Origin of the sequence: Nonomuraea salmonea, assembly GCF_042428605.1 — a bacterium.
Taxonomy (GTDB): domain Bacteria; phylum Actinomycetota; class Actinomycetes; order Streptosporangiales; family Streptosporangiaceae; genus Nonomuraea; species Nonomuraea salmonea.
In genome coordinates, this window is record NZ_JBHMCF010000052.1 from 74,958 (window position 1) to 96,819 (window position 21,862).

At 70.6% G+C, this 21,862-nt stretch carries 20 protein-coding genes; 15 read left to right on the forward strand and 5 right to left on the reverse strand.

Going from position 1 to position 21,862, the window contains the following annotated elements:
* Positions 1-18 precede the first annotated feature (18 nt).
* Positions 19-7,005, forward strand: a complete 6,987-nt coding sequence (locus ACFFR3_RS44750) for a polymorphic toxin-type HINT domain-containing protein (protein ID WP_379485136.1) — start codon at positions 19-21, stop codon at positions 7,003-7,005.
* Positions 7,005-7,418, forward strand: coding sequence for a DUF6896 domain-containing protein (locus ACFFR3_RS44755; protein WP_379485137.1), 414 nt, complete (start codon positions 7,005-7,007; stop codon positions 7,416-7,418). The genes ACFFR3_RS44750 and ACFFR3_RS44755 overlap by 1 nt, the downstream gene beginning before the upstream one ends.
* Positions 7,419-7,565: 147 nt before the next feature.
* Here the strand turns inward: ACFFR3_RS44755 and ACFFR3_RS44760 are convergent, their stop codons facing one another.
* Positions 7,566-8,798 carry a helix-turn-helix transcriptional regulator gene (locus tag ACFFR3_RS44760; RefSeq protein WP_379485138.1) on the reverse strand — a complete coding sequence of 411 codons (1,233 nt, stop codon included), beginning with the start codon at positions 8,796-8,798 and terminating at the stop codon, positions 7,566-7,568.
* Positions 8,799-8,928: 130 nt separating this feature from the next.
* Here ACFFR3_RS44760 and ACFFR3_RS44765 point away from each other — a divergent pair, with 130 nt between their 5' ends.
* The 4 genes from ACFFR3_RS44765 (at position 8,929) to ACFFR3_RS44780 (ending at position 11,679) form a co-directional block, all read left to right on the forward strand.
* Positions 8,929-9,528, forward strand: coding sequence for a flavodoxin family protein (locus ACFFR3_RS44765; protein WP_379485139.1), 600 nt, complete (start codon positions 8,929-8,931; stop codon positions 9,526-9,528).
* Positions 9,529-9,789: 261 nt separating this feature from the next.
* On the forward strand, positions 9,790-9,951 hold the full coding sequence (locus ACFFR3_RS44770; protein WP_345408344.1) for a hypothetical protein: 162 nt from the start codon (positions 9,790-9,792) through the stop codon (positions 9,949-9,951).
* Between the two features lie 379 nt (positions 9,952-10,330).
* Positions 10,331-11,311 (forward strand): hypothetical protein, encoded by a 981-nt coding sequence (locus tag ACFFR3_RS44775; protein ID WP_379485140.1) that lies wholly within the window; start codon positions 10,331-10,333, stop codon positions 11,309-11,311.
* Between the two features lie 191 nt (positions 11,312-11,502).
* Positions 11,503-11,679 carry a hypothetical protein gene (locus ACFFR3_RS44780; protein ID WP_379485141.1) on the forward strand — a complete coding sequence of 59 codons (177 nt, stop codon included), beginning with the start codon at positions 11,503-11,505 and terminating at the stop codon, positions 11,677-11,679.
* Here ACFFR3_RS44780 and ACFFR3_RS44785 read toward each other — a convergent pair.
* Positions 11,664-12,017 carry a DUF4288 domain-containing protein gene (locus ACFFR3_RS44785; RefSeq protein WP_345408352.1) on the reverse strand — a complete coding sequence of 118 codons (354 nt, stop codon included), beginning with the start codon at positions 12,015-12,017 and terminating at the stop codon, positions 11,664-11,666. The genes ACFFR3_RS44780 and ACFFR3_RS44785 overlap by 16 nt on opposite strands.
* A 123-nt stretch (positions 12,018-12,140) precedes the next feature.
* Complete coding sequence (locus tag ACFFR3_RS44790) at positions 12,141-13,310, reverse strand: FAD-dependent monooxygenase (RefSeq protein ID WP_345408354.1); 1,170 nt, start codon at positions 13,308-13,310, stop codon at positions 12,141-12,143.
* Between the two features lie 59 nt (positions 13,311-13,369).
* Between ACFFR3_RS44790 and ACFFR3_RS44795 the strand changes: the two genes are divergently transcribed.
* Entirely contained in the window at positions 13,370-13,912 is a 543-nt protein-coding gene (locus tag ACFFR3_RS44795; protein ID WP_364382525.1) for a TetR/AcrR family transcriptional regulator, read from the forward strand.
* Between the two features lie 71 nt (positions 13,913-13,983).
* On the opposite strand, the gene ACFFR3_RS44800 is transcribed toward ACFFR3_RS44795, so the two are convergent.
* Entirely contained in the window at positions 13,984-14,346 is a 363-nt protein-coding gene (locus tag ACFFR3_RS44800; RefSeq protein ID WP_345408358.1) for a hypothetical protein, read from the reverse strand.
* A complete protein-coding gene (locus ACFFR3_RS44805; RefSeq protein WP_379485142.1) occupies positions 14,343-15,041 on the reverse strand; it encodes a hypothetical protein in 699 nt (232 codons plus the stop codon). The genes ACFFR3_RS44800 and ACFFR3_RS44805 overlap by 4 nt, the downstream gene beginning before the upstream one ends.
* Before the next feature lie 33 nt (positions 15,042-15,074).
* Here ACFFR3_RS44805 and ACFFR3_RS44810 point away from each other — a divergent pair, with 33 nt between their 5' ends.
* The 8 genes from ACFFR3_RS44810 to ACFFR3_RS44845 all read left to right on the forward strand — a co-directional run bounded on the left by ACFFR3_RS44810 (position 15,075) and on the right by ACFFR3_RS44845 (position 21,736).
* Positions 15,075-15,494 (forward strand): hypothetical protein, encoded by a 420-nt coding sequence (locus ACFFR3_RS44810; RefSeq protein WP_345408362.1) that lies wholly within the window; start codon positions 15,075-15,077, stop codon positions 15,492-15,494.
* The gene (locus ACFFR3_RS44815) at positions 15,491-15,781 is read left to right on the forward strand and encodes a response regulator transcription factor (protein WP_345408364.1); all 291 of its coding nucleotides are present in this window, start codon (positions 15,491-15,493) and stop codon (positions 15,779-15,781) included. Before ACFFR3_RS44810 ends, ACFFR3_RS44815 begins: the two co-directional genes overlap by 4 nt.
* 176 nt (positions 15,782-15,957) lie before the next feature.
* A complete protein-coding gene (locus ACFFR3_RS44820) occupies positions 15,958-17,055 on the forward strand; it encodes an FAD-dependent oxidoreductase (protein ID WP_345408366.1) in 1,098 nt (365 codons plus the stop codon).
* A gap of 40 nt (positions 17,056-17,095) precedes the next feature.
* Positions 17,096-18,712, forward strand: coding sequence for a thiamine pyrophosphate-dependent enzyme (locus tag ACFFR3_RS44825; protein WP_379485143.1), 1,617 nt, complete (start codon positions 17,096-17,098; stop codon positions 18,710-18,712).
* Between the two features lie 286 nt (positions 18,713-18,998).
* Positions 18,999-19,127 (forward strand): lasso RiPP family leader peptide-containing protein, encoded by a 129-nt coding sequence (locus tag ACFFR3_RS44830; protein WP_345408370.1) that lies wholly within the window; start codon positions 18,999-19,001, stop codon positions 19,125-19,127.
* 70 nt (positions 19,128-19,197) lie between these two features.
* Complete coding sequence (locus tag ACFFR3_RS44835; protein WP_345408372.1) at positions 19,198-21,015, forward strand: asparagine synthase-related protein; 1,818 nt, start codon at positions 19,198-19,200, stop codon at positions 21,013-21,015.
* Positions 21,012-21,302: a lasso peptide biosynthesis PqqD family chaperone gene (locus tag ACFFR3_RS44840; RefSeq protein WP_379485144.1), complete on the forward strand. Its 291-nt coding sequence runs from the start codon at positions 21,012-21,014 to the stop codon at positions 21,300-21,302. The genes ACFFR3_RS44835 and ACFFR3_RS44840 overlap by 4 nt, the downstream gene beginning before the upstream one ends.
* Positions 21,299-21,736: a lasso peptide biosynthesis B2 protein gene (locus ACFFR3_RS44845; RefSeq protein WP_345408376.1), complete on the forward strand. Its 438-nt coding sequence runs from the start codon at positions 21,299-21,301 to the stop codon at positions 21,734-21,736. The genes ACFFR3_RS44840 and ACFFR3_RS44845 overlap by 4 nt, the downstream gene beginning before the upstream one ends.
* Positions 21,737-21,862: the final 126 nt, after the last annotated feature.

Below are 21,862 nucleotides of genomic sequence, written 5' to 3' on the forward strand. Positions count from 1 at the left end.
AACCTTCGGAGGAGAGCCGTGCCCGGTTCAAGACGAGGCTGGAGCCAGATCGCCGCCATCCTGGCCGTCGCGCTGCCGGCCACCCTGGCCGCGCCGATCGCCGCCCAGGCCACGGGCGACGATCCGGCCTGGCAGCGAGTACAGGAGCAACGTCCGGTTTCCGGGCACGCCGTCAAGGCCCGTGCGCCTTTGACCGATCCGGGAGCGGCCTACGATCTCAAGGACGCGCCGCCGGTGTCGTGGCCGGCGCCGGGCACGACGGCGGTGGCTCTCCCGGTGCCCGCCGCTGCCGGCGGCGGCAGGACGCCGGCGCGCAGCGGCGAGGCAGAGGGCACCGCGGCGGGCACCGCAGCGGGCAGGGCGGCGGGCAGGGCGGCGGGCAGGGCGGCGGGCAGTGGCAAGGTGCGGGCCGGCGGGCTGCCGATCTGGCTCGGCCCGGCGATGTCCGCTCCTTCCGCGACCGGCGAGAAAACGACGACCCCGGTCGGCGCCACCACAGTCCAGGTGCGCACGCTGGACGCGGCCGCCGCCGGCCGATCCCGCATCGCCGGGCTCGGCATCCAGCTCACCCCGCGAACCCCGTCCGCCGGCCCGGCCCAGCTGCCGGTCGAGATCGACTATTCCGGCTTCCGGTACGCCTACGGCGGCGACTGGGCCTCCCGCCTGCGCCTGGTCCAGTTGCCGGCGTGCGCCGCCACCACTCCCGACCTGCCCCGATGCCAGACCAGGAAGCCGCTGCCGACACGCAACGACGTCAGAACCGGCCGCCTGTCCGCCGACGTCGCCTTCTCCACCGCCGAGACGATGACGCTGGCCGCCGAGGCCGCGCCGTCCGGCTCCGCGGGCACGTACGAGGCAACGTCGCTGTCGCCGTCGGCGACGTGGAACGTGAGCAACCAGAGCGGCGCGTTCTCCTGGTCCTATCCGCTGCGCCTGCCCCCGACGCCGGGCGGCCCGACCCCGAACATCGGCTTCGCCTACTCCTCGGGCAGCGTCGACGGCCGTACGGTCGCCACCAACAACCAGGCGTCCTGGATCGGCGAGGGCTTCGACTACTGGCCCGGTTTCATCGAGCGCCGCTACAAGGCGTGCGCCGACGACGGCGTGACCCCCAAGCGCAACGACCAGTGCTGGGGCACCTACAACGCCACCCTGTCACTGAACGGACAGGCCACCGAGCTGATCCTGGACGACGAGTCCGGCACCTGGCAGCCGAAGGACGACGACGGCTCCAAGATCGAGAGACTGTCCGGCGCCGACAACGGCGACAACGACGGCGAATACTGGCGCGTCACCACCCCCGACGGCACCCAGTACTACTTCGGCCGCAACCACCTGCCGGGCTGGACGAGCGGCAAGGCCGAGACACAGTCCACGTGGACCGTCCCGGTGTTCGGCAACGGCTCCGGCGAGCCCTGCCACAAGAGCTCCTTCTCCGACTCCTGGTGCAAGCAGGCGTGGCGGTGGAACCTCGACTACGTCGTCGACCCGCACGGCACCGTCAGCACCTTCTGGTACGGCCGCGAGACCAACTACTACCGCCGTGATGTCACCACCCTGACCGACGGCGTGCCGAACGGCACCCCCACCGTCTACGACCGGAGCGGCTACCTCAAGCGCGTCGACTACGGGCAGCGCTCGGACGCGATCTTCTCCTCCTCGGCCCCGGCCCGGGTCGTCTTCGACGCCAAGGAGCGGTGCATCCCGACGTCGAGCTTCGACTGCGCCGAGAGCAAGTTCACCAAGAGCAACGCCAAGTACTGGCCGGACGTCCCCTTCGACCAGAACTGCGACTCCGGCGACACGTGTCTCGACCGGTACTCGCCCACGTTCTGGACGCGCAAGCGGCTGGCATCCGTCACCACGCAGGTGCTGTCCGGGAGCGCGTACAAGAACGTCGACACCTGGACCCTCGACCAGCAGATGCGCGCGCCCGGCGACGGCACGGCGGCGGCGCTGTGGCTGGCCGGGATCCAGCACACCGGCAAGGTCGGCGGAACGGCGTCCCTGCCGCCGGTGAAGTTCGCCGGCGTGCAGCGGCCCAACCGGGTCGACGCGCTCGAAGGACGCCCGCCGCTGACCAAGTGGCGGATCTCGGCGATCGACAACGAGACCGGCGGCGCCCTGTCCGTCACCTACTCCGACGAGGACTGCGTCGCCGGTCACACCCCCGAGCCGGACTCCAACACCCGCCGCTGCTATCCCCAGTACTGGTCCCCTGAGGGCGCCACCTCGCCCAAGCCCGACTGGTTCCACAAGTACGTCGTCACCCAGGTCCAGCAGATCGACCGCACCGGCGGCGCCCCCGACGTGCTGGAGACGTACGAGTACGTGGGCGGCGGCGCCTGGCACCATGATGACGACGACGGGCTGACGAAGGACAAGTACAAGACCTGGTCGCAGTGGCGCGGCTACGGCAAGGTGCGGGTGCTGCGCGGCGCCCCCGGCGAGCAGCGTTCGAAGGCCGAGTTCACCTACTTCCGCGGCATGGACGGCGACGAGCTGTCCGGCGGCGGCACCCGCGACGTCAAGGTCACCGACTCCACGGGAACAGCCGTGGCCGACGCCGAGCCGCTGCAGGGCCGCGTCCGCGAGGAGATCCACTACGACGGCCCCTCCGGGCCCGCCCTGACGGGCACGATCACCGGCTACTGGACGAAGCAGACCGCCAAGCGGGTGCGTTCGTGGGGGACCACCAAGGCGAGCATGGTGCGCGAGGACAAGGAGCGCACCCGCACCGCGCTGGCGTCGGGTGGCTGGCGGTACAACTCGACCGACACCGACTACAACGGCGACGGCCTGCCCACCCAGGTCAACGACCTCGGCGACCAGGCCACCGCCGACGACGACAGCTGCGTCCGCACCACCTACGCCCGCGACACCACCCGCTGGATGCTCTCCTACGCGGTCCGCGTCGAGACCGTCACCAAGGCCTGCACCGCCACCCCCGACCGCCCCGCCGACGTGACCTCCGACGTCCGCAAGTACTACGACGGCAAGGCATTCGGCGCGGCACCGTCCAAGGGCGACGTCACCAAGACCGAGAAGCTCGGCTCCTGGAACGGCGGCCCCCAGTACGTCACCGCAGGCTCGACCACCTTCGACGTCTACGGCCGCCCCCTGGTGGTCACCGATCCCAACGGGACCACCACCAGGACGTCCTACACCCCGGCCACCGGCCTGGTCACCGCCAAGCAGGAGACCAACGCCCTCGGCCACGTCACCACCACCGAGATCGAGCCCGCCTGGGGCCTGGCCACAGCGACCACCGACGCCAACGGCAAGCGCGCCGACCTGGCCTACGACCCGCTCGGCCGGCTGACCGGCGTCTGGCTGCCCGGCCACGCCAAGACCGGTTACGCCTCGACCCCGAACATGAAGTTCGGCTACCAGATCCGCACCGACGGCCCCACCACCGTCTCCACCGCGACGCTGCGCGCCGACGGCGCCACCTACACCACCGGGTACGCCCTTTACGACGGGCTCCTGCGCCCCAGGCAGAAGCAGGAGCCCGCGCCGGGCGGCGGCCGGTTGATCAACGACACGCTCTACGACACCCGTGGCCTGGTCCACAAGACCAACGCCGACTACTACACCGAAGGCGGCCCCGGGAACACCCTGTGGGTCCCGGGCAGCGACGACGACGTGCCCGGCCAGAGCGTCACCGTCTACAACGGCATGGAGTGGCCGACCGCGCAGATCTTCCGCAAGCGCGGCACCGAGCAGTGGCGCACCACCACCACGTACGGCGGCGATCGGATCAGCGTAGACCCGCCCCCGGGCAGCACCCCGACCACCACGATCGTCAACGGGCAGGGCGAGACCGTCGAGGTCCGCCAGTACAAGGGCGACGCCCCGACCGGCGACTACGACGCCACCACGTACACCTACACCCGCGCCGGGCAGCTCGCCACCATCACCGACACCGCCGGCAACACCTGGACCTACCACTACGACCTGCGCGGCCGGATGATCCAGGTCGACGACCCTGACAAGGGCACCGCCAAGCTCACCTACGACGACAAGAGCGACCTGCTCACGACGGTCACCGACGCCCGCGGCTCCAGCCTGTTCCTCACCTACGACGCCCTCGGCCGCAGGACCGCCGAATACGCCGGCACCTCCGCCGCGGGCACCAAGCTCGCGGAGTGGACGTTCGACAAGCTGCCCGACGGCACCGTGGTCAAGGGCCAGCCCACCGGCTCCACCCGGTACGTCAAGAACGCGGCCACCGGTGCCACGGACGCCTACACCAGCGCCGTCACCGGCTTCGACAATGCCTACCGGCCCACCGGCGCCCAGGTCGTCATCCCCGCCGCCGAGGGCGGGTTGGCCGGCACGTACAAGACCACGACCGACTACAACCCCGACGGCACCGTCCACCGCACCGTGCTGCCCGCCGCGGGCGGCCTGCTCGGCGAGACGATCCTGTACGACTACGACCAGCTCGGCAACCCGACCACGATGCGGGGCCTGACCAACTACGTCACCTCGACGACCTACGGCAAGCTCGGCCAGGTCCTCGACATGACGATGAGCACCGGCCTGAAGCGGGTCAAGGAGACCAACTTCTACGAGGAGGGCACCAACCGGCTCACCCGTTCGGTGTTCGAGCGGGAGACCGCCCCCATCTCGGTGGCCGACACCAACTACACCTACGACCCGTCCGGCAACATCACCAAGATCGCCGACACGCCCTCCGGCCAGACGCCCGACGTGCAGTGCTTCCGTCAGGACTGGCTGCAACGCCTCACCGACGCCTGGACCTCCACCGACGACTGCGCCACCGCGCCCTCGCAGAGCATCATCGGAGGACCCGCGCCCTACTGGCAGTCCTTCGCCTACGACAGCGTCGGCAACCGCACCAAGGAGATCGACCACCAGGCGACCGGGGACGTCACCAAGACCTACACCTACGCCGGACCCGGCAAACCGCAACCGCACACGCTGAGCTCCGTCGCGTACGACGGCGGCCCGCGCGACGGCCAGATCGACACCTACACCTACGACAAGTCCGGCAACACCACCGAACGCGGCTCAGGCCGCCTGCTGGAATGGGACGTCGAAGGCCACCTCGCGAAATCGACCGACCCCAGCGGCGTCAGCACCTTCGTCTACGACGCGAGCGGCGAACGGCTCATCCGCCGCGACCCCACCTCCACCACCCTGTACGTCGCCGGCATGGAGATCCGGCTCGACCCCAAGACCGGTGCCAAGAGCGCGACCCGCTACTACGACTTCGCCGGGCAGACCATCGCCGCTCGTACCGGCAAGGGCGTGACCTGGCTCGGCGCCGACCACCACGGCACCGCGGACACCTCCGTCGAGGACACCTCCACACAGGCGACGACCCGCCGCCGCTTCACCCCGTTCGGGCAGCAACGTGGCGTCGCACCGCCGTCCTGGCCCGGCCAGAAGGGCTTCGTGGGCGGCGTCATCGACGAGGCCACCGCCCTGACCCACCTCGGCGCCCGCGAGTACGACGCAGAAACGGGCCGCTTCATCTCCGTCGACCCCGTCTTCGACGCCTCGGACCCGCAGAGCTGGAACGGCTACGCCTACGCCGACAACAACCCGGTCACCGGCTCCGACCCCACCGGCCTGATGTACGACGGCGGCACCCAGTGCGGGATCATCGCCTCCAACCCGTGCAACCCGCCCTCTCGGGGCGGTGGCGGCGGTGGCGGTGGCGGCGGTGGCGGCGGAGGAGGTGGCGGCTACTCGTCACCTCCCCCGCCGAGCAACCCCCCGCACTGCGGCCGGTGGAGCTTCGGCTGCAAGGCGAAGAAGATCTGGCACGAGCACAAAGCCACCATCGTCAACGTCACCGTCGCCATCGTCGTCACCGCCGGCTGCGAAGCGGCCACGTTGGGCGCCGGCAGCATCGGCTGTGCCGCCGCGGGAGGAGCGGCGGGCAACCTGGCGGGCTACCTGGTCTCGACACCGCGCGACGAATGGAGCGCCGGGGGAGCGTTGAAATCCGCCGCGGTCGGCGCCATCACCGGCGCGGCGGGCGGTGCCGTCGGCAGGGGCGTGGGCGCGGCACTCGGCAAGCTCGCCACCACGGCGACCGGAAGGGTCGTCGCCGGAGCCGCGAGCAAGGCAGCCAGCAGAACCAGGAACGCCCTGGGCCGCGGCGGCGGCGCAGCGGCCGGAGGCGGCAAATCCGCGGGCGCCTCGGCAGCCCGCAAAGCCGGAAGCAAGGTCTCGGGAGGCAAGCCCAAGGCGGCCTCGGCAGGTCCCAGGGGTTGTCCCAAGCCCAACAGTTTCGTCGCCGGCACCAAGGTCGAACTCGCCGACGGCACGTACAAGGTGATCGAGAAGATCAAGGCGGGCGACAAGGTCCTCTCCACTGACCCGATCACCGGAAAGTCCGCGCCGAAGCTGGTCGTTGCGGCCTTCTCAGGTGCCGGTTACCTCAACGTCGTCCAGATCACGGTCGACACCGACGGTAGGAAGGGCGATGACACCGGCGTCATCCTGGCCACCGAACACCACCTGTTCTGGGACGCCAAGGACCGCCAGTGGGTCCGCGCCGATCATCTGACGGGTGCCGATCGTCTGCGCACTCCCAGCGGCGCGACGGCCCGGGTCGTCGGCACCACGGTGCAGCGAAATCACCCGGCCGTCTATGACCTGACCGTCGCCGACACCCACGCGTACTACGTGCTGGCCGGGACAGCTCCCGTACTCGTTCACAACTGCGGAACCGCCTCTCCTTGGGAATTCGAAAGGACACACTCGATCCAAGGGAATGCATCCTCGCGGAACGTGCGGGCATTGACGCAGAGCATGCGCACTGATGGATGGCAAGGCGACCCGATCTCTGTAGTGGAGCACGACGCCAAACTTTTCGTCGTGGACGGGCACCATCGCATAGCGGCGGCGAAGCGTGCCGGGATCGACGTGCCATACAGGGTGGTGGAGCTCCCGTTCAAGGGCTACCGGGATATCGAAGAAGTTTTGGAAGCCTGGTTTGTCGTGGGCTTTGATAGGCTTCGTTAGTGACTGAACGGACAGCGATCGACGCGGTGCGGTCTTTCGAGGCCGCACTGCGTTCTCTTCGCGATCGGGTCATCGCTCAGATCGTTGATGCCGACAGCGTCGAAGACGTGGTCCATATGGCGCAGCGCAGGGCCATTCCCCGCGATGGCACGCTTGAGGACGGGACGCGCTATTCTGTTCACGGGATCGGCTGCTGGATGGCGGACACCCGAGGCCGGGAAGCCGATGTTGATATCGATGAAAAGGGCCGCGAGACCTTCGACGCCTGGCGCATTTTCATGCATTGGGAAACTGTTTCCGGAGAAGGCGGCAGTCGGGCAGACATTCTCGCGGCATGCCGCCTTCTCGTTGATTCCGGGGAATTGATCGAGACCCGGCCGAATTGGTTCTGCCTGCCTGATCAGGCTCGTTGACTCACGCCGTGCCTGCGTCGGCTGAGTCGATCGGCATGGCGACAGTCACTGCCTGACCATCCTTTTCGGTGTGCCCGTCGGATGGTGGAGACACCCGACGGGCCCGGCTGGGCCGCGGCATCACATCGATCATCACAGCTGAAGGAGTCAGGCCCCGCGCGCGCCCGTCAGGCCGTGGGCCAGCGCGGCGGCCTCCCCTCGCGAGCTCACGCCGAGCTTGCCGAGGATGTTGGCGACGTGGAACTTGACCGTGTTCTCACTGATGTTCAGCCGGGCGGCGATCGCGCGGTTGCGGTGGCCGAGCGCCAGGTGTTCGAGGACGTCGCGCTCGCGGGGATTGAGCGCGCCCAGCGGGCCATGGGGGCGGGGGCGTACCGGGCCGAACGGCAGGTCGGCGGTGATGGTCGTGCCCCAGCCCGGGACCGCGTCCACGCCGAGCGTGCCGCCCAGCGCCGCCACCCGGTCACGCAGCCGGTGCACCGGCAGGGCGTCGGCCGCCAGCGAACCGGCTCCGTCGTCGCGCACGCTCACCCGCAGCAGCGAATCCTCCACCTCCCAGGCGAGCCTGACCCTGCTCAGCCCGCCCTGCTGGAGCATCGCCAGCACCGCGCCCCGCACCACGGCCCTGGCCGCCCTGGCCACCTCGTGGGGCAGCGGCCTGTCGCGCCGGTCCGGGCCGGCCAGTTCGAGGGTGAGATCGTGGTAGCGGGTGAGCAGGGACAGCTTCTCCGCGAGCGCGTCGAACGCCTGGCCCGCCTCCTCCTGTCCCAGGTCACGCTCGCCGCCTGCCCTGGTCTCGAGCAGCGCGGGCACGGCCAGTTCGATCGCCACGCGCCGGGCGGCGGCGTCGTCGAGCCGCCGCGATTTTAGGACGCCGAGCAGCGAGGTCAGCGTGGTGGCGTAGGTGTCGGCGAGGTCCTCCACGGCCGTGACGGGCGGATCCGTCAGGGCGTGCGGCTCGGTGCGCGCCACCCGGTGGGCCAGTTGCACGACCGTCAGCTCGGCGAGCCCGGCGATGATCTGCCGGGCCTCCGGGGCGGGCGGCCGGGTCGTCGCGACGGCGAGGATGCCGCCCGGACTCCTCTGCGGCTTGACGGCCACGGCCAGCACCTGCCGTTCGGCCCCCGCCAGCGTGAACGGGCCGAACCAGGGACGGTCGACGGCCACCAGCGGGAGCAGCCGGTTCACCTCGTCGGCGCTCACCTCCAACCCGTGGGTGAGCAGCGGGGACATCAGCAGGCAGTCCCCGGTGAACAGCACCAGCCCGTCATGGGGCACCAGATCGGACAGCACGGCCGACAACGCCGGCAGGACACCGTCGAGCGGCGCGTGCATCACCCTCAGCGCCGCCGTCAGGGCGGCCGACCACGACTCAGCCATGGCCTCGATGGTAGTGAGCCCGCCCACCCGCTCCGCCCGCTCGTCCGGGTGGGCGGGCCCACCCGGACGGGTGGTCCGCGGACGGGGCGTGGCGGCCACGCTGGAGGCGTACCTCCTGAAGAAGGGAATCATGATGAGGAACGAATCGACGCTGGTGGTGGCCTACCACAGCGGGTACGGGCACACGGCGCGGATGGCCGAGTCGGTCCGCACCGGAGCGGCGTCCGTGGACGGCGTCAAGGTGGAGCTGGTCTCGGTGGACGGCATCACCGAGCAGGAGTGGTCGCTGCTGGACGCGGCCGACGCCATCGTGTTCGGGTCGCCGACGTACATGGGATCGGCCAGCCCCGAGTTCCACACCTTCGCCAGGGACTCGGTCGAGCGCTGGACGGAGCAGGCCTGGACGGGCAAGCTGGCCGCCGGGTTCACGAACTCGGGGTCCAAGAGCGGCGACAAGCTGCACACGCTGCAGTACATGGCGCTGCTGGCGGCCCAGCACGGCATGCTCTGGGTCAGCCTGGGGCTGCTGTCCGGCTGGAACTCCAGCACCTCCGACCAGGACGCGCTCAACCGGCTGGGCGTCTGGCTGGGGGCGGCCGCCGCCTCGAACATCGACGAGGGCCCCGACCTGATGCACGACTCCGACCTGCGCACGGCCGAGCACCTGGGCCGCCGGGTCGCCGAGCAGGCCCGCCGTCTCCATCGGGCCACGACGCGCCCCGTGGGGTAGCAAGCCCGGCGAACGCACCCGACGCATCGCGCCGACTCGCCACCATCGCTGACCCGCGCGATCGTGAACTGACCGCCGCACAGCCTCGGCGTCAGCGCGGAACCGTCTCTTGGATTCGGCAGTCATGATCCAGGAGAGACGCGCCTCTCAACGGCCCTGCCACGGGCCGTTGAAGCGGAGGAGAGTGCTCCTCAGTTGGAGGAGTGGTCGACGATGTGCATCCCGCCGTAGCGTGGAGACCGAACCGGGAAAGGTTCGGTCGTGGCAGCAGTCACGCGGCGGCGCTTTGATCCGGAGTTCCGGGCCGGAGGGCTGCGTATCGTCAAGGCGGCGCGGGAGAAGGAACGCGCCGAACTGGAAGACGAGCGTGATCTGCTCAAGCGTTCTGTGGTCTTGTGGGTCAAAGAGGCGATGGGCCGATAGACGTGGTGGCCTTCATCAGCTCCCAGAAGACCGAGTACAACATCGACCACATCACCTCGTGCCGGGCGTTACGCGCGTCAGAGGGCTGTTGCTCGATGGGCGTTTCTGGCATCCGCGGTTCCCGCGGCTGCCGGCGCTGATCCCCCGGCAGGTGGTGCCGGCCTGGCCGGAATTCCTCCTCGACGGGAAAGGGGTGACCGGTCCCGAGCTTTGTGCCTGCCGGTACGAATCCCCGTAGATCTCGTCATGGGCCGCCGGGCGGCTTGAGAGGCGTCCCCATATCAATTCGAGGTTCCCTTGATGGGCGGCTGGGAGGCTGCGCTCGATCCGGCAGCTCGTCCTGAAAGCCGGTGATCGACCCGCGAGGAGTTCCATGCGTATGCACGTGCGCACAATCCTGGCGAGCGCGTTGGCCGCCGCCGGGCTCATGGTGCCGGCGAGCCCCGCGTCCGCCGCCACGGCCTGCACCTACCTGGGCAACCTCCCGGACCAGAACGGCGACGACTACGCCTCGATCGCGGGCGCGAGCGCCAGCGGCGAGTACGCGGTAGGCGCCAGCGAGGACAACGGCCGCTTCTTATGGCGCAACGGCCAGACCGTGGCGAAGTGGCCCACCATGGACGGCAAGAAACGCGACACCCCGCAGGACGTCAACAGCAGCGGCACGGTGATCGGCAGCCTCACCCCGTGGGGAGGGCCGTCGGAGCCGTACGTCTGGCGGCCCGGCTCGGGGTCCAAGGTGAAGCTGGCCGAGGTGTCCGGCTCCACCTACACCGAAGAGGTCGCGATCAACGACAAGGGGGACGTCGTCGGCCTGGCCAGCGTCGGCTCCGGATACTCGGTGGTGGTGTGGCCGGCGTCCAACTACTCGACGTACCGCGTCGTCGGGCAGGGCCGCCCGGTGAGCATCGATGAGGACGGCCGCATCCTGCTCACGTCCAAGAAGATGTTGTACCCGGACGGCACCCTGCACGACCTGCAGACGCCGGCCGGAGTGAGCAGCTTCACCATCACGGAGAGCGACAACAGCGGCCGGCCGGTGGGCTCCGGCACAGCCGTGTCGGGCGGCAGGGTCGCCATCGTGTGGAACAGCGACGGCTCGGTGCTGCACACCCGCGCGGGCGCCTACCCGGTGGCGGCGAACACCGCCGGCGACACCGTCGGCCTGGTCGAGCGCACGACCACGACCGGGTACGACACGGGGTTCTGGGGAGCCTCCGGGGCGCCGGTCATCTTCCCGTATCCGGACCCGCTCGCCGCGCCGGGCGACATCTACCTGGGCGACAACAACATCGTCCACGCCCTTTGGGTCACGGACGACTACCGGAACACGTACTGGGCTCGGTGGAGCTGCAGCTGACCCCGGACGCCCGGACGTCGGTGACGCGAAGGCCGCTTCCCGCGCTCCGGAAGCGGCCTTCGGCCCTGTCCGCGAAAGCGCGGAACCGGACCGTGTCATGAGCCACGCCCGCCGGCCCTGCCTTGGCCCGGGTGGTGAAGACGGCGCGGCCTACCACTTCTGGCAGGTCGGGGGCGAAGAGCTGGGAGGTCATGCCGCGCATGCGCCGCCCCATCCCCGGCGCCAACGTGTACATCTGCGGATCGGCGTGGTCGACCGGACAGGGCTGGGTCTACGGTGCGCTCACCCAGGCCGAACTGATGCTCCAGGAGCACTTCGGTCTGCCACGTCCGGCATGGCTCTCGCCGGACGTCTACCTGGGCCTGTGAGGTTCTTCCGGCAGGTCGTCGATTTCGAAGAGGTCTCGGTAGCGGTCCAGGCGGTCGAATGATCGATGCAGCAGAGTGGCTCCTGCCTCGGGCTCGTCGACCTGAAGCAGTTGCAGCGACGTTATCCCGAGGAACCGCCACGTCACCTCTTCGCCGGAGGTGTTGCGGTAACTGATCTCGTCTGCCCGGCCCAGTGCCATGGCCGCGTCGCGGGCGGCGTCCTCGGAATCGGCACGCACCACCCGCACGTCCTCACTGAAATGTGGAGATGCGTAACCGCCCGCTACGTCCGTCCGGAAGATCAGCACCACGCCCCAAAGGAACTGCGTCTCGCCCACGGGACCTCCCTCTGATCGGGGGCGCGCCGGCAGGGCGGCCACTGCCGGATCGTACGGCCGTAGCCTAGCGACCGTCCGGGGGCCGAGGGTCGTTCCCGGCAGGCCCGTACAGGCGGCGGGATGTCACCAGGCGGGCAGGTCGATGGCGGTGGCGGCGCGGTGGATGGGCTCGACGACCTTGGCCATGACGCGGTCCTTGCCGGGCAGCAGGCCGGCCAGCCGCAGCATCAGCATCGACATGCGCACCTGGGACCGGCTGGAGAGCACCATGCGCTTGATGTTGGCGGGGCCGAGCGCCTGGTTGGTCTCAGCGAAGGAGCGCATGCGGGCCTCGTAGGCGGGGAAGGCGATCGTGTGGTCGCCGCCGGCCCGCTTGAGCTCGCCGGCCAGCACGTACGCGCCGACCAGCGCCAGGCTGGTGCCCTGGCCGGAGGCGGGAGAGGCGCAGTGGGCGGCGTCGCCGATCAGCGCGACAGGGCCGGCGTGCCAGCGGTCCATGCGCACCTGGCTCATGGAGTCGTAGTAGAAGTCGGGCGCGCCGGCCATGGCCTCCAGCAGGCGCGGCACCTCCCAGCCTGATCCGCGGTAGGCGTCGGCCAGGGCGCGCTGCTGCGCGTCGCGGCCGGTGGCCTTGTCCGCGGACCGCCACAGGAACATGGCTTTCATGCCGGTGTCCTGCCGGGTGCTGTAGACCAGCGCGGTGCGGCCGGGGCCGACGTAGGTGAGCTCCTCGCGGTCGAGACCGAGGTGATTGGGGACGCTGAAGACCGCGACGTTGTAGCCCATGTCGTGGACGAAGTGCTCCTCGGGGCCGAAGGCCAGCGCGCGGGTGGCGGAGTGCAGCCCGTCGGCGCCGACGATCAGGTCGAAGTGGCGTACGAGGCCGCCGGCGAAGGTAACCCGGGTGCCGTCGATGGCGGCGATGGAGTCGCCGAAGAGGTGTTCGACGCCGTCGGTCGCCTGGTGCAGGAGCCGGGCGAGGTCGCCGCGGTGCAGTTCGGCGTCCTGGTGGACGCGCCCGCCGAAGCTGTCGCCGTCCATGCTCGCGACCTGGCGTCCGGTGCCGTCGACGACGCTGCCCGTGCGCACGTCGGTGCGGAGCGCGCGGATGTCGTCGAGCAGTCCCATCCTCTCGACGACGTCCAGGGCGGCGCCCCGGATGTCGACCTTGTAGCCGCCTTCGCGTACGCCAGTGGCGCGCTCGACGACGGTGGGAGCGAAGCCGTGCCGGCGCAGCCAGTAGGCGAGGGTGGTGCCGGCGATGCCCGCGCCGGAGATGAGGATGCTTGTCATGCCCCGCATAGTACGCATGTCTAAGACAGCTGTGCAATACGGATGTGTAACATACGGACATGGGAAACCGAGAGGATCTTCTGGAAGGCGCGAAGCGTTGCCTCTACGACAAGGGCTACTTCCGCACCACCGCACGTGACATCGCCACCGAGGCCGGCGTGAGCCTGGCCGCGATCGGCTACCACTACGGCACCAAGGACGCGCTGCTCAACGAGGCCGTGGTGGTGGCGATGCAGGAGTGGGCCGAGGATCTGCGCCGCGTGCTGGCCGAGCCGGGAGACTTCGCAACGACCTGGGGCAAGGTCATCGACTCCTTCGCCACGGCCAGGCCGCTCTGGGTGATCCAGTTCGAGCTGGTCGCGCACATGGCCCGCATGCCCGAGATGCGCGAGGCGTTCGCGAAGGCGGGAGAGCAGGCCAGGCTGGGGCTGGCGGAGCTGTTCGGCTCCGACTCCGAGAGGGTGGGGGCGGTGGTCCAGACGCTGGTGGCCGGCCTGGCGTCGCAGTGGCTGGTGGACCCGGACGCCGCGCCGTCCTCGGAGGACCTGCTGGAGGGCCTGCGTTTCCTGACCGGGCCCGCTCCCGAGCCGCCCGGGGCGTAGCCCACGAGCATGGCGGAGCCCGCCGGCATCGCGGCGGGCTCCGGGATGAATCTGTCGGCGGGCGGTGGAGCTCAAAGGTGATCGCAGCCCCTCCAGTACCAGTCGACTCTCTGCAACTTCTTCCACCGTGCCCACGCGTAGGTCTTGAACCCGTCCGGATTGACCTTGATCCATCCGGTGTCCCGTCGCCCCGCGATGCGGACCTTGAACCAGACCGTCTGGTCGCAGCCGTTGTAGGCGGTGATCCTCTGCGTGGTGAGACCGACGCTGTGCGAGGCGCGCGCGTAAGGGGGCCGCGTCGCACCCGGCATCGCGGCCGCTACGGCCTGGGAACTCGAAGTACCGGCCGTTGACGCGGTCGCGGCCGACGATCCGAGCAGCGAGACGAGCACCGCGGCGCCGGCGACCGTGAGGGCGGCGAGGTTCTTGTTCATCGGAGCTTCCTCTTCCTCGTGATGGTGTGGATGCCCCCTCGTCGTCGAGGTGGTGAAGGAAGCGTGCGACGAAGCGTGTTGATGTTCTGTTGAGAGCGTGTTGAGCGTCGGAGGTCGAGGGATCGGCCGAGGTCGGCCAGGTAGCGGGCCAGTGCCACCCGGTTGGCGAAGTACGCGTGCAGTTCGTCGTCCGGCTCGTCGGTGAGCCTGTGAACCGGGATCGCCGTCCACAGACTGCGCAGGACCAGCGCGCCGGCGAGCCCGTCGTGCTTCGTCACGCTGCCGTAGCCGTCGGTGACGGCCTCGTGGACGGCGGGCAGGTCCGCGGCCGGCAGCAGGCCGTCGTGGACCCGTCCGATGAGGAGCTGGCCGAGGTCGAAGCCGATGGCGCTCGGCGAGTTCCAACTCCAGTCCACGGCGACGAACTCGGCCGAGCCGTCGGCCGGCACGAGGAGGTTCTGCGGGCTCGCGTCGCCGTGGACGCCGGTGTGCGGGAGCCGTTCCAGGGCTTGCAGGATCGTGTGGATCCGGCCCACCAGGAAGGCGATGTCCTCTTTGAGTCTTTCGTCGGCGTACGGGGCGATCAGCGGGTGCCGCCAGACCTTGACGTCCAGGAGCGCCGGGATCATCAGCCGCGGGGGGACGGTCGTGACGAACGTCCGCAACGACGTGTCGGGGCCCTGCTCCGGACGCATGGCGGCCAGCTCCCCCAGCAGGCGGGCCGCGCGGTGGTAGCGGTCGGCAAGAGCAAGCTGGTCGCCGAGGCCGTACGCGACCAGCGCGACGTCGCCTGGGTCAGGGCCACGACGGCGGCGGCCGAGCTACCGCTCGGCGCGTTCGCGCACCTGCTCCCCGCCGCGTCGCCCTCGGCCAACCTGCTGAGATGGGCGTCGGAGTCGATCGCCGCCGACGTGCTCGTGGTGGACGACGCACACGCGCTCGACCCGGTCTCCGCCGCGCTGGTGCACTTCCTCGCCGCGCAGCGGACGGTGCGGCTCTTGGTCACGGTACGCAGCGGCGAACGGCCGCCCGACGCCGTCGTCGCCCTGTGGAAGGACGACCTGCTGCCGTCGCGGAGTCGTTCGCCCGGCTCGGTTTCCTCCTCTACGCCGCCGAGGCGGCCGCCCAGGCCGCCGCCCGTTTCGTGACGTCCGGTGAGCCGCGCAGGGCCACCGGCGCCGAGACCCGCGCCTGGACGCTCATGCGGCGCTGCCAGGGCGCCCGCACCCCCGCCCTGGTCGGCCTCTCCCTGCCCGGCCTCACGCCGCGCCAGCAGGAGATCGCCACCCTCGCCGCCCAGGGCCTTTCCAACCGCGAGATCGCCGCGCGCCTCGTCCTGTCCGTACGCACGGTCGCCAACACCCTCTACGCCGTCCACGAGAAGATCGGCACTCCTGACAGGAAGGCCCTGGCAGAGGTTCTGGAGTACCTGTGACACCTTGAACACCCCATGCTCATACGCTCCCCTCCTCCCCCTCGCGCAGCCGCAGAAACAACTGCTCTGGGCCGGGTCAAGCCTTGGATGCGGCGGGCTGGGCGGCTCCGACGCCGGGTAGGAGAGCCGGCAGGCCCCCGATCGCAAGCAGACACGATCACTCAGGGGCTGGCGCGATGGACGTGCGGGAGCTCACCAACCTGCCGACACCGGACTTCACCTACGATCCGAGCCTGCCCGGGGCGTGCGTCACCGGGGTACGGCCGTATCGCAAGGGCACCTTCCGGCTGGACTCCGAGCAGTCCTCCGGCCGGTTCATCGTGCACAACTACGGCCACGGCGGCGCCGGCATCTCGTTGAGCTGGGGTTGCGCGGCCAAGGTGAAGGCCATGGTCAGCCAGTTCCTGGCCGGCTCGCCCCAGACGGAGGTCGCGGTGCTCGGCGCGGGCGTCATGGGTCTGACCGCCGCCACGATGCTGCTCGACCTGGGGCTCAAGGTCACGATCTACACGGATCGCAAGCCGGTGGAGACCACGTCGTTCAAGGCCGGCGGCCAGTGGGCCGTCTCCGTCGTCGAGACCGCCATGAACCAGCAGGACCTGAAGGCGATCATCAAAACGTCCTACACGACCTTCAAGGACAGCATCGGCAAGGGTTTCGGCGTCTCCGAGCGGCCCAACTACTGCCCCAAACCGGCCGAGGGCCTGGACATGGTGCTGAACCTCCTGCCCGGCCTGCTGCCGGCCCGGCAGAGACTGAGCCGCCTGCCGTTCCAGAACCACACCCAGCCGGGATTCCTGTATCAGACGCTGCTGGTCGAGCCGCCCATCTTCCTCCCGCGGCTGGAGCGCGACCTGCGGGCGCGCGACGTCACGTTCGTGGACAAGAGGTTCACCAGCAAGGCCGACATCTTCGCGACAGCGCCGCAGAAGATCATCATCAACTGCACCGGGATGGGCGCGAAGAAGCTGTGGAACGACACGAAGATGGTCGGCGTCAGAGGCTACCTCGCGATGTTGCCGGCGCAGCCGGACCTCGAATACCTCTACAGCCGTAACGGCTACATGTTCCCGCGCTCCGACCACGTCGTCATGGGCGGCACGCCCGACTGGGACAAGGAGGACGAGGACCTCAACCCGGCCGAGTGCAAGGAGCTGGTGAACATCATCGCCGCCGCATTCGGCCGAGCGGCGCCCGTGCCGATGCCCATGAACCACATCGACCACCCCGGCAACAGGCGGCTGGTCGACCCCAGGCTCTCTGTCTCCGACTGACCGATCCCCCGCCCCGGCGGGCCTGCACTGGAGCGCCATCGTGGCTTTCACCGTCGCCGACTACGTGCTCAAGAGGCTGACCCAGCAGCGCGTCGACACGCTGTTCGGCGTGCCCGCCGCCTACGGCGCGGGCCTGTTCGACGCGGCCGGCCGCAACGGCGTCACGTCGATCGTCACCGCGAGCGACCTCGAGGCCGGCTACGCGGCCGACGGCTACGCGCGGGCCAAGGGGCTCGGTGTGGTCGCGGTCGCCAACGGCGTCGGCACGCTCAGCATGGTCAACGCCATCGCCGGTGCCTTCGTCGAGCGCAGCCCGGTCGTCGTCGTCAACGGCGGCCCCAACGCGACGAACCTCGCCAACCTCAAGGACTTCGACGTCCTGTTCTCGCACTCGACCGGGCAGCCCGACCACGACCTGAGCACGTACCGGCTGGTCACCGCGAGCGCGGCGCGCGCCGGAACGGCCGCCGCGGTGCCCGGCGTGGTCGACGCCGCGATCTCCACCGCCGTCAAGCGTAAGCGGCCGGTCTACATCGAGATCAACAGGGACATCTGGACGGCGTCCTGCCCGGCCCCGTCCGGGTCCCTGCCGGTCACCGAGCCGCCGGCCGGCACCGAGGAGCAACTCGCCGGCACGATCGCCGGCCTGGTGCGCGCCGCGACGAAGCCGCTGGTCCTGGTCGGCATCGAGGTCCAGCGCTACGGGCTCGCCGACAAGGTCGCCGACCTGATCGCCAAGCTCGGTGTGCGCTGGTCGGTCCAGTTGCCGGCCAAGGGGGTGCTGCCCGAGCAGGGCGCGGGCTGGGTCGGCGTCTACGCCCCGCCGCACTCGCAGCCCGCCGTGAACGCCGTCGCGCAGGCCGACCTGCTCGTGATGCTCGGCTGCGTGTTCCCGAGCAGCTACGCCACGCTGCTTCGTACCGGCACGAACCGCATCATCACCGCCTACGACGGCAAGGTGAAGATCAAGAACGGCGCCAAGCAGAACGCGCAGCTCGGCGCCCTGGTCACCGCCCTCGCCGCCGAGGCCGCGACGGAAGCGCCGCGACCGGTGCCGGCCGGCGTCGACCCGGTCACCCCCACGGCCGCGAGCCCGCTGACCTATCGCCGCGTGTTCGAGCGCATCGGCGCCGCGCTGGACCCGTCCTGGCTGGTGATCCCCGACACCTTCCTCGGCATCCACTCGGCCGCCCACCTGCCCATCAAGGGCCGGGACGGCTTCCTGTGCGGAGCCGTGTGGGCCTCGATCGGGCACTCGGTCGCCGCGGCGGTCGGGGCGTCGTTCGGCTCGGCCCGCCGCCCGCTGGTCATCTGCGGCGACGGCGGCTTCCACATGACCGCCCAGGCGCTGTCCACCATGGTCCGTTACGAACGCAACCCGGTCGTGGTCGTGATCGACAACGGCATCTACGCCTTCGAGCAGTTCCTGCTCGACGCCGACTACTTCAGCGACCCCGCCACCCGGCCCAAGCCGTACGTCGTCCTCAACCGCTGGGACTTCGTCAAGTTCGCCAACGGGCTCGGCGTGCAGAGCGCCCAGTCCGTCACCACGGCGGCGGCCCTCGACGAGGCGCTCGCCACGGCGAAGGCGTCCAACGCGCCCGCCCTGATCGTCGCGAAGATCGACTCACGCGACCTGCCCGCGGAACTCGGCTGACCCGCGCCCTCGGCCCGGGACTTCTCCAGCGCTCAGCCCTCGAACGCCAGCGGCGCCTCACTCCTCCGGCGCCGGTGTGCCCGCGTCGCCGACGTCAGGATCTCTGTTCGGCTGCTGCGTGCGGGCCGGTCCCGCAGCCGGCCCATGGGTGTGCTTCCGGGCGGCTCGTCCTGTCCCGGCGCGTCCGAACGTGTCCGAGGGCGTCCCAAGCTCTGGCGTACGGCGTGAGAAGGGGTCTTCACTGACGGTGACGCGGCGATCCGCCGCACCGACGAAGGGACCTGTCATGATCGACAACGAGCGCGACCTGCCGTACGAGCCCCCGCAGCTGCTCGACATCGGCGAGTTCGGGCAGCTGACCCGCGGCTACGGCATGCTCAACATGGACCACGCCTACTACTTCAAGCTGTGGTGACGCCCTCGTGCCCGGCATCGCCGGGCCATCGCGATGGACTCGACCCACCTCTACTGAGACGAGCGATTCGGTGCGTGAACTGAGCGGTGAGGAGTTCGCGGTGGTGCCTGACAGCGCCGCCGGTCAAGCCCTCGCCGAGGCACAGCGCGGTGGCGCGACGGTGCTGAGGTACGCGTCCGGCCGCCCGTGCCTCCTGGCCGCCTCGCCCGGCGAGCTCGTCTGGGCGGAGGCCGGCCAGGCGCGGCTGGCGGTGATCGGCACATGCCCGGTCACCGCCGGCCACTTGCGGCAGATGGCGGCGCGGCTCAGTTGCCTGGCGGACGCCGATGCGGTGGCCGAGGCGCTGCCCGGCAGTTACCATCTCGTCGCCGTCGTGGGCGGGCAGGTACGGGTGCAGGGCACCGCTTCGGGCACGCGGCGGGTGTACTACGCGCGGGCCGGCGGGACGGTGGTCGTGTCCGGGCAGGCGGTGGTGCCGGCCGCGCTGACGCGGGCGGCGGTGGACGCGCGGACTCTGGCGGTGCGGCTGCTGATGATCGTTCCGCCGGCGCTGGCCGAGCCGCTGTGGGAAGGGGTTTCCATGGTGCCGCCCGGCGAGGCGGTCCACCTCGACGCGGGCGGGGTACGGCTCCGCGCCTGGTGGCGGGCACCGGAGCCGGAGGTACCACTGCGGGAGGGCGCCGCCGCGGTGAGGGCGGCCCTTGAGGAGGCGGTGGCCGCCCGGATCGGTGAGGGCGCGGTGGTGGCCAGCGACCTGTCCGGCGGGCTGGATTCGACGCCGGTCAGCTTCCTCGCCGCCGCAGCGGCCGGTGAACGGTCGGCGAAGCTGATCACGTATGTGCAGGCCATCGATGATCCCGAGCACGACGACCCGGTGTGGGCGGCTCGGGCGCGGGCGCACCTACCAGGCGAGCACCAGGTGGCCGGGCCCGGTGATGTGCCCATGTGGTTCGCCGGCGCGGCCGAGGCCGTTGCCGGGCTGGACGAGCCGACGCGGTGGCTGCGCGCTCTGGCCCGCGAGCTGGCGACTTCGGCGCTGCTGGCCCGGCGGGGCGCGGGCGTGCGCCTGACCGGGCACGGCGGTGACGAGGTCACCCTGCCGCCCGGCTGCTACCTGCACGACCTGGCCCGTCGCCACCCGGCGGCGCTCTGGCCCCACCTGCGTGAGCAGCGGTCCAAGGCCCGGTGGCCGCTGTCGGCGTGTGCCCGCGCACTGGCCGACCGGCGTCCCTATCCCGCCTGGCTGGCGGACCAGGCGAAGACGCTCAGGGCGCCGCTGTCCAGCTTCCGGCCGGACTTCGGCTGGGAGCCACCGCTGCGCATGCCTGACTGGACGACCGAGGCGGCCACGGACGCGGTCCGCCGGCGGCTGGTCGCGTGCGCGGCCGAGCCGTACTCCCCTCTGCGGGCCCAGCATCAGAGCCTGTCGGCCGTACGTTCCATCGCCGCTTCCGTCGATGGGCTGCGGACCCTGACAGGCCGCGTGGGCGCCGCCGTGCACGCCCCTTACCTGGACGACCACGTGGTCACCGCCTGCCTGGCCGTGCGGCTGGACCAGCGGACGGTGCCCGGCGTGTACAAACCGCTCACCCGGGCCGCGATGGGTCCGGTCATGCCGGCCGCATGCCTGGAACGGACCACGAAGGGCGAGTTCTCCGCCGACATCTACCAGGGGCTGCGGCGCCACCGCGACCAACTCCTGGCCCTGCTCGACGGTTCGCTGCTGGTGGAGCGGGGTCTGGCCGACCCCGTCGCGTTGCGCCGGGCCTGTGTGCACACTCCGGCCGAGGGCGGGCCGGGTGTGCTCTCGCTCGATGTCTTCATCGCCGCCGAGAACTGGCTGCGAACCCTGCTCACCTACCCAGCCCAGGAGGAGTCGTGCGCGTGAACCTTCGCCCCGGCGTCACTCTCACCCTGATCGACGAGGTCGCCGTGCTCCTGGACGAGCGCACCGGCCGCTACCGCCAGCTCAACGCCACCGGCGCCCTCGTGCTGCGCAGCCTGCTGGCGGGACAGAGCCAGGACGGGGCCGCCGCCGACCTCGTCCGGACCTGTCCGGGCGCGGCGCCCACCGCCGACGCTGACGTCGCCGCGCTCGTCGCGCAGTTGCGCGCCGCGAACTTGCTCGTCGACCTGACCGACGATCGGGCCGCCGACCGGAAGCGCCCGCGATGAGCGTGTCCATGGTGCCCGCCGACCGGCCCGGCCTGCCCTGGCGCCGACGCCCGGCCGCGCTGGCCGCCGTGGCCGCCGCACATGTGATCGCCCGGCTGCCGCCGGCCCGCATCCGCGCGGTGCTCATGGTGGCCCGCCGGCGTGCCGCTCCCGCCACCGCCGAGCAGGCCAAAGCGGCACGGGACGCGGTGATCGCGGTCAGCCTGTCGTGCGCTGGGGAAGGTTGTCTGCCCCGCTCCATCGCCGCCGCCCTGTTGTGCCGGTTGCGCGGATGCTGGCCCACGTGGTGCGCGGGCGTGCGGGTCCAACCGTTCGGGGCGCATGCCTGGATCGAGGCCGGCGGCCATCCCATCGACGAACCGTCCCACCACTATCAGGCCACGATCACCATCGCCCCGGACCGGACGCTCAGCCGGAGCCTTGGCGCCGAGTAGCTGAATCAGGCGACGGACACCGGATGAACACACAGGAGAGGGCCTCCAAGAGGGTCCTCGTGGCCGACAGGCGGCCGCGCTTCTTGTGGATCGCCTTCGGCGTCCTCACCGTCATCGCGCATTTCG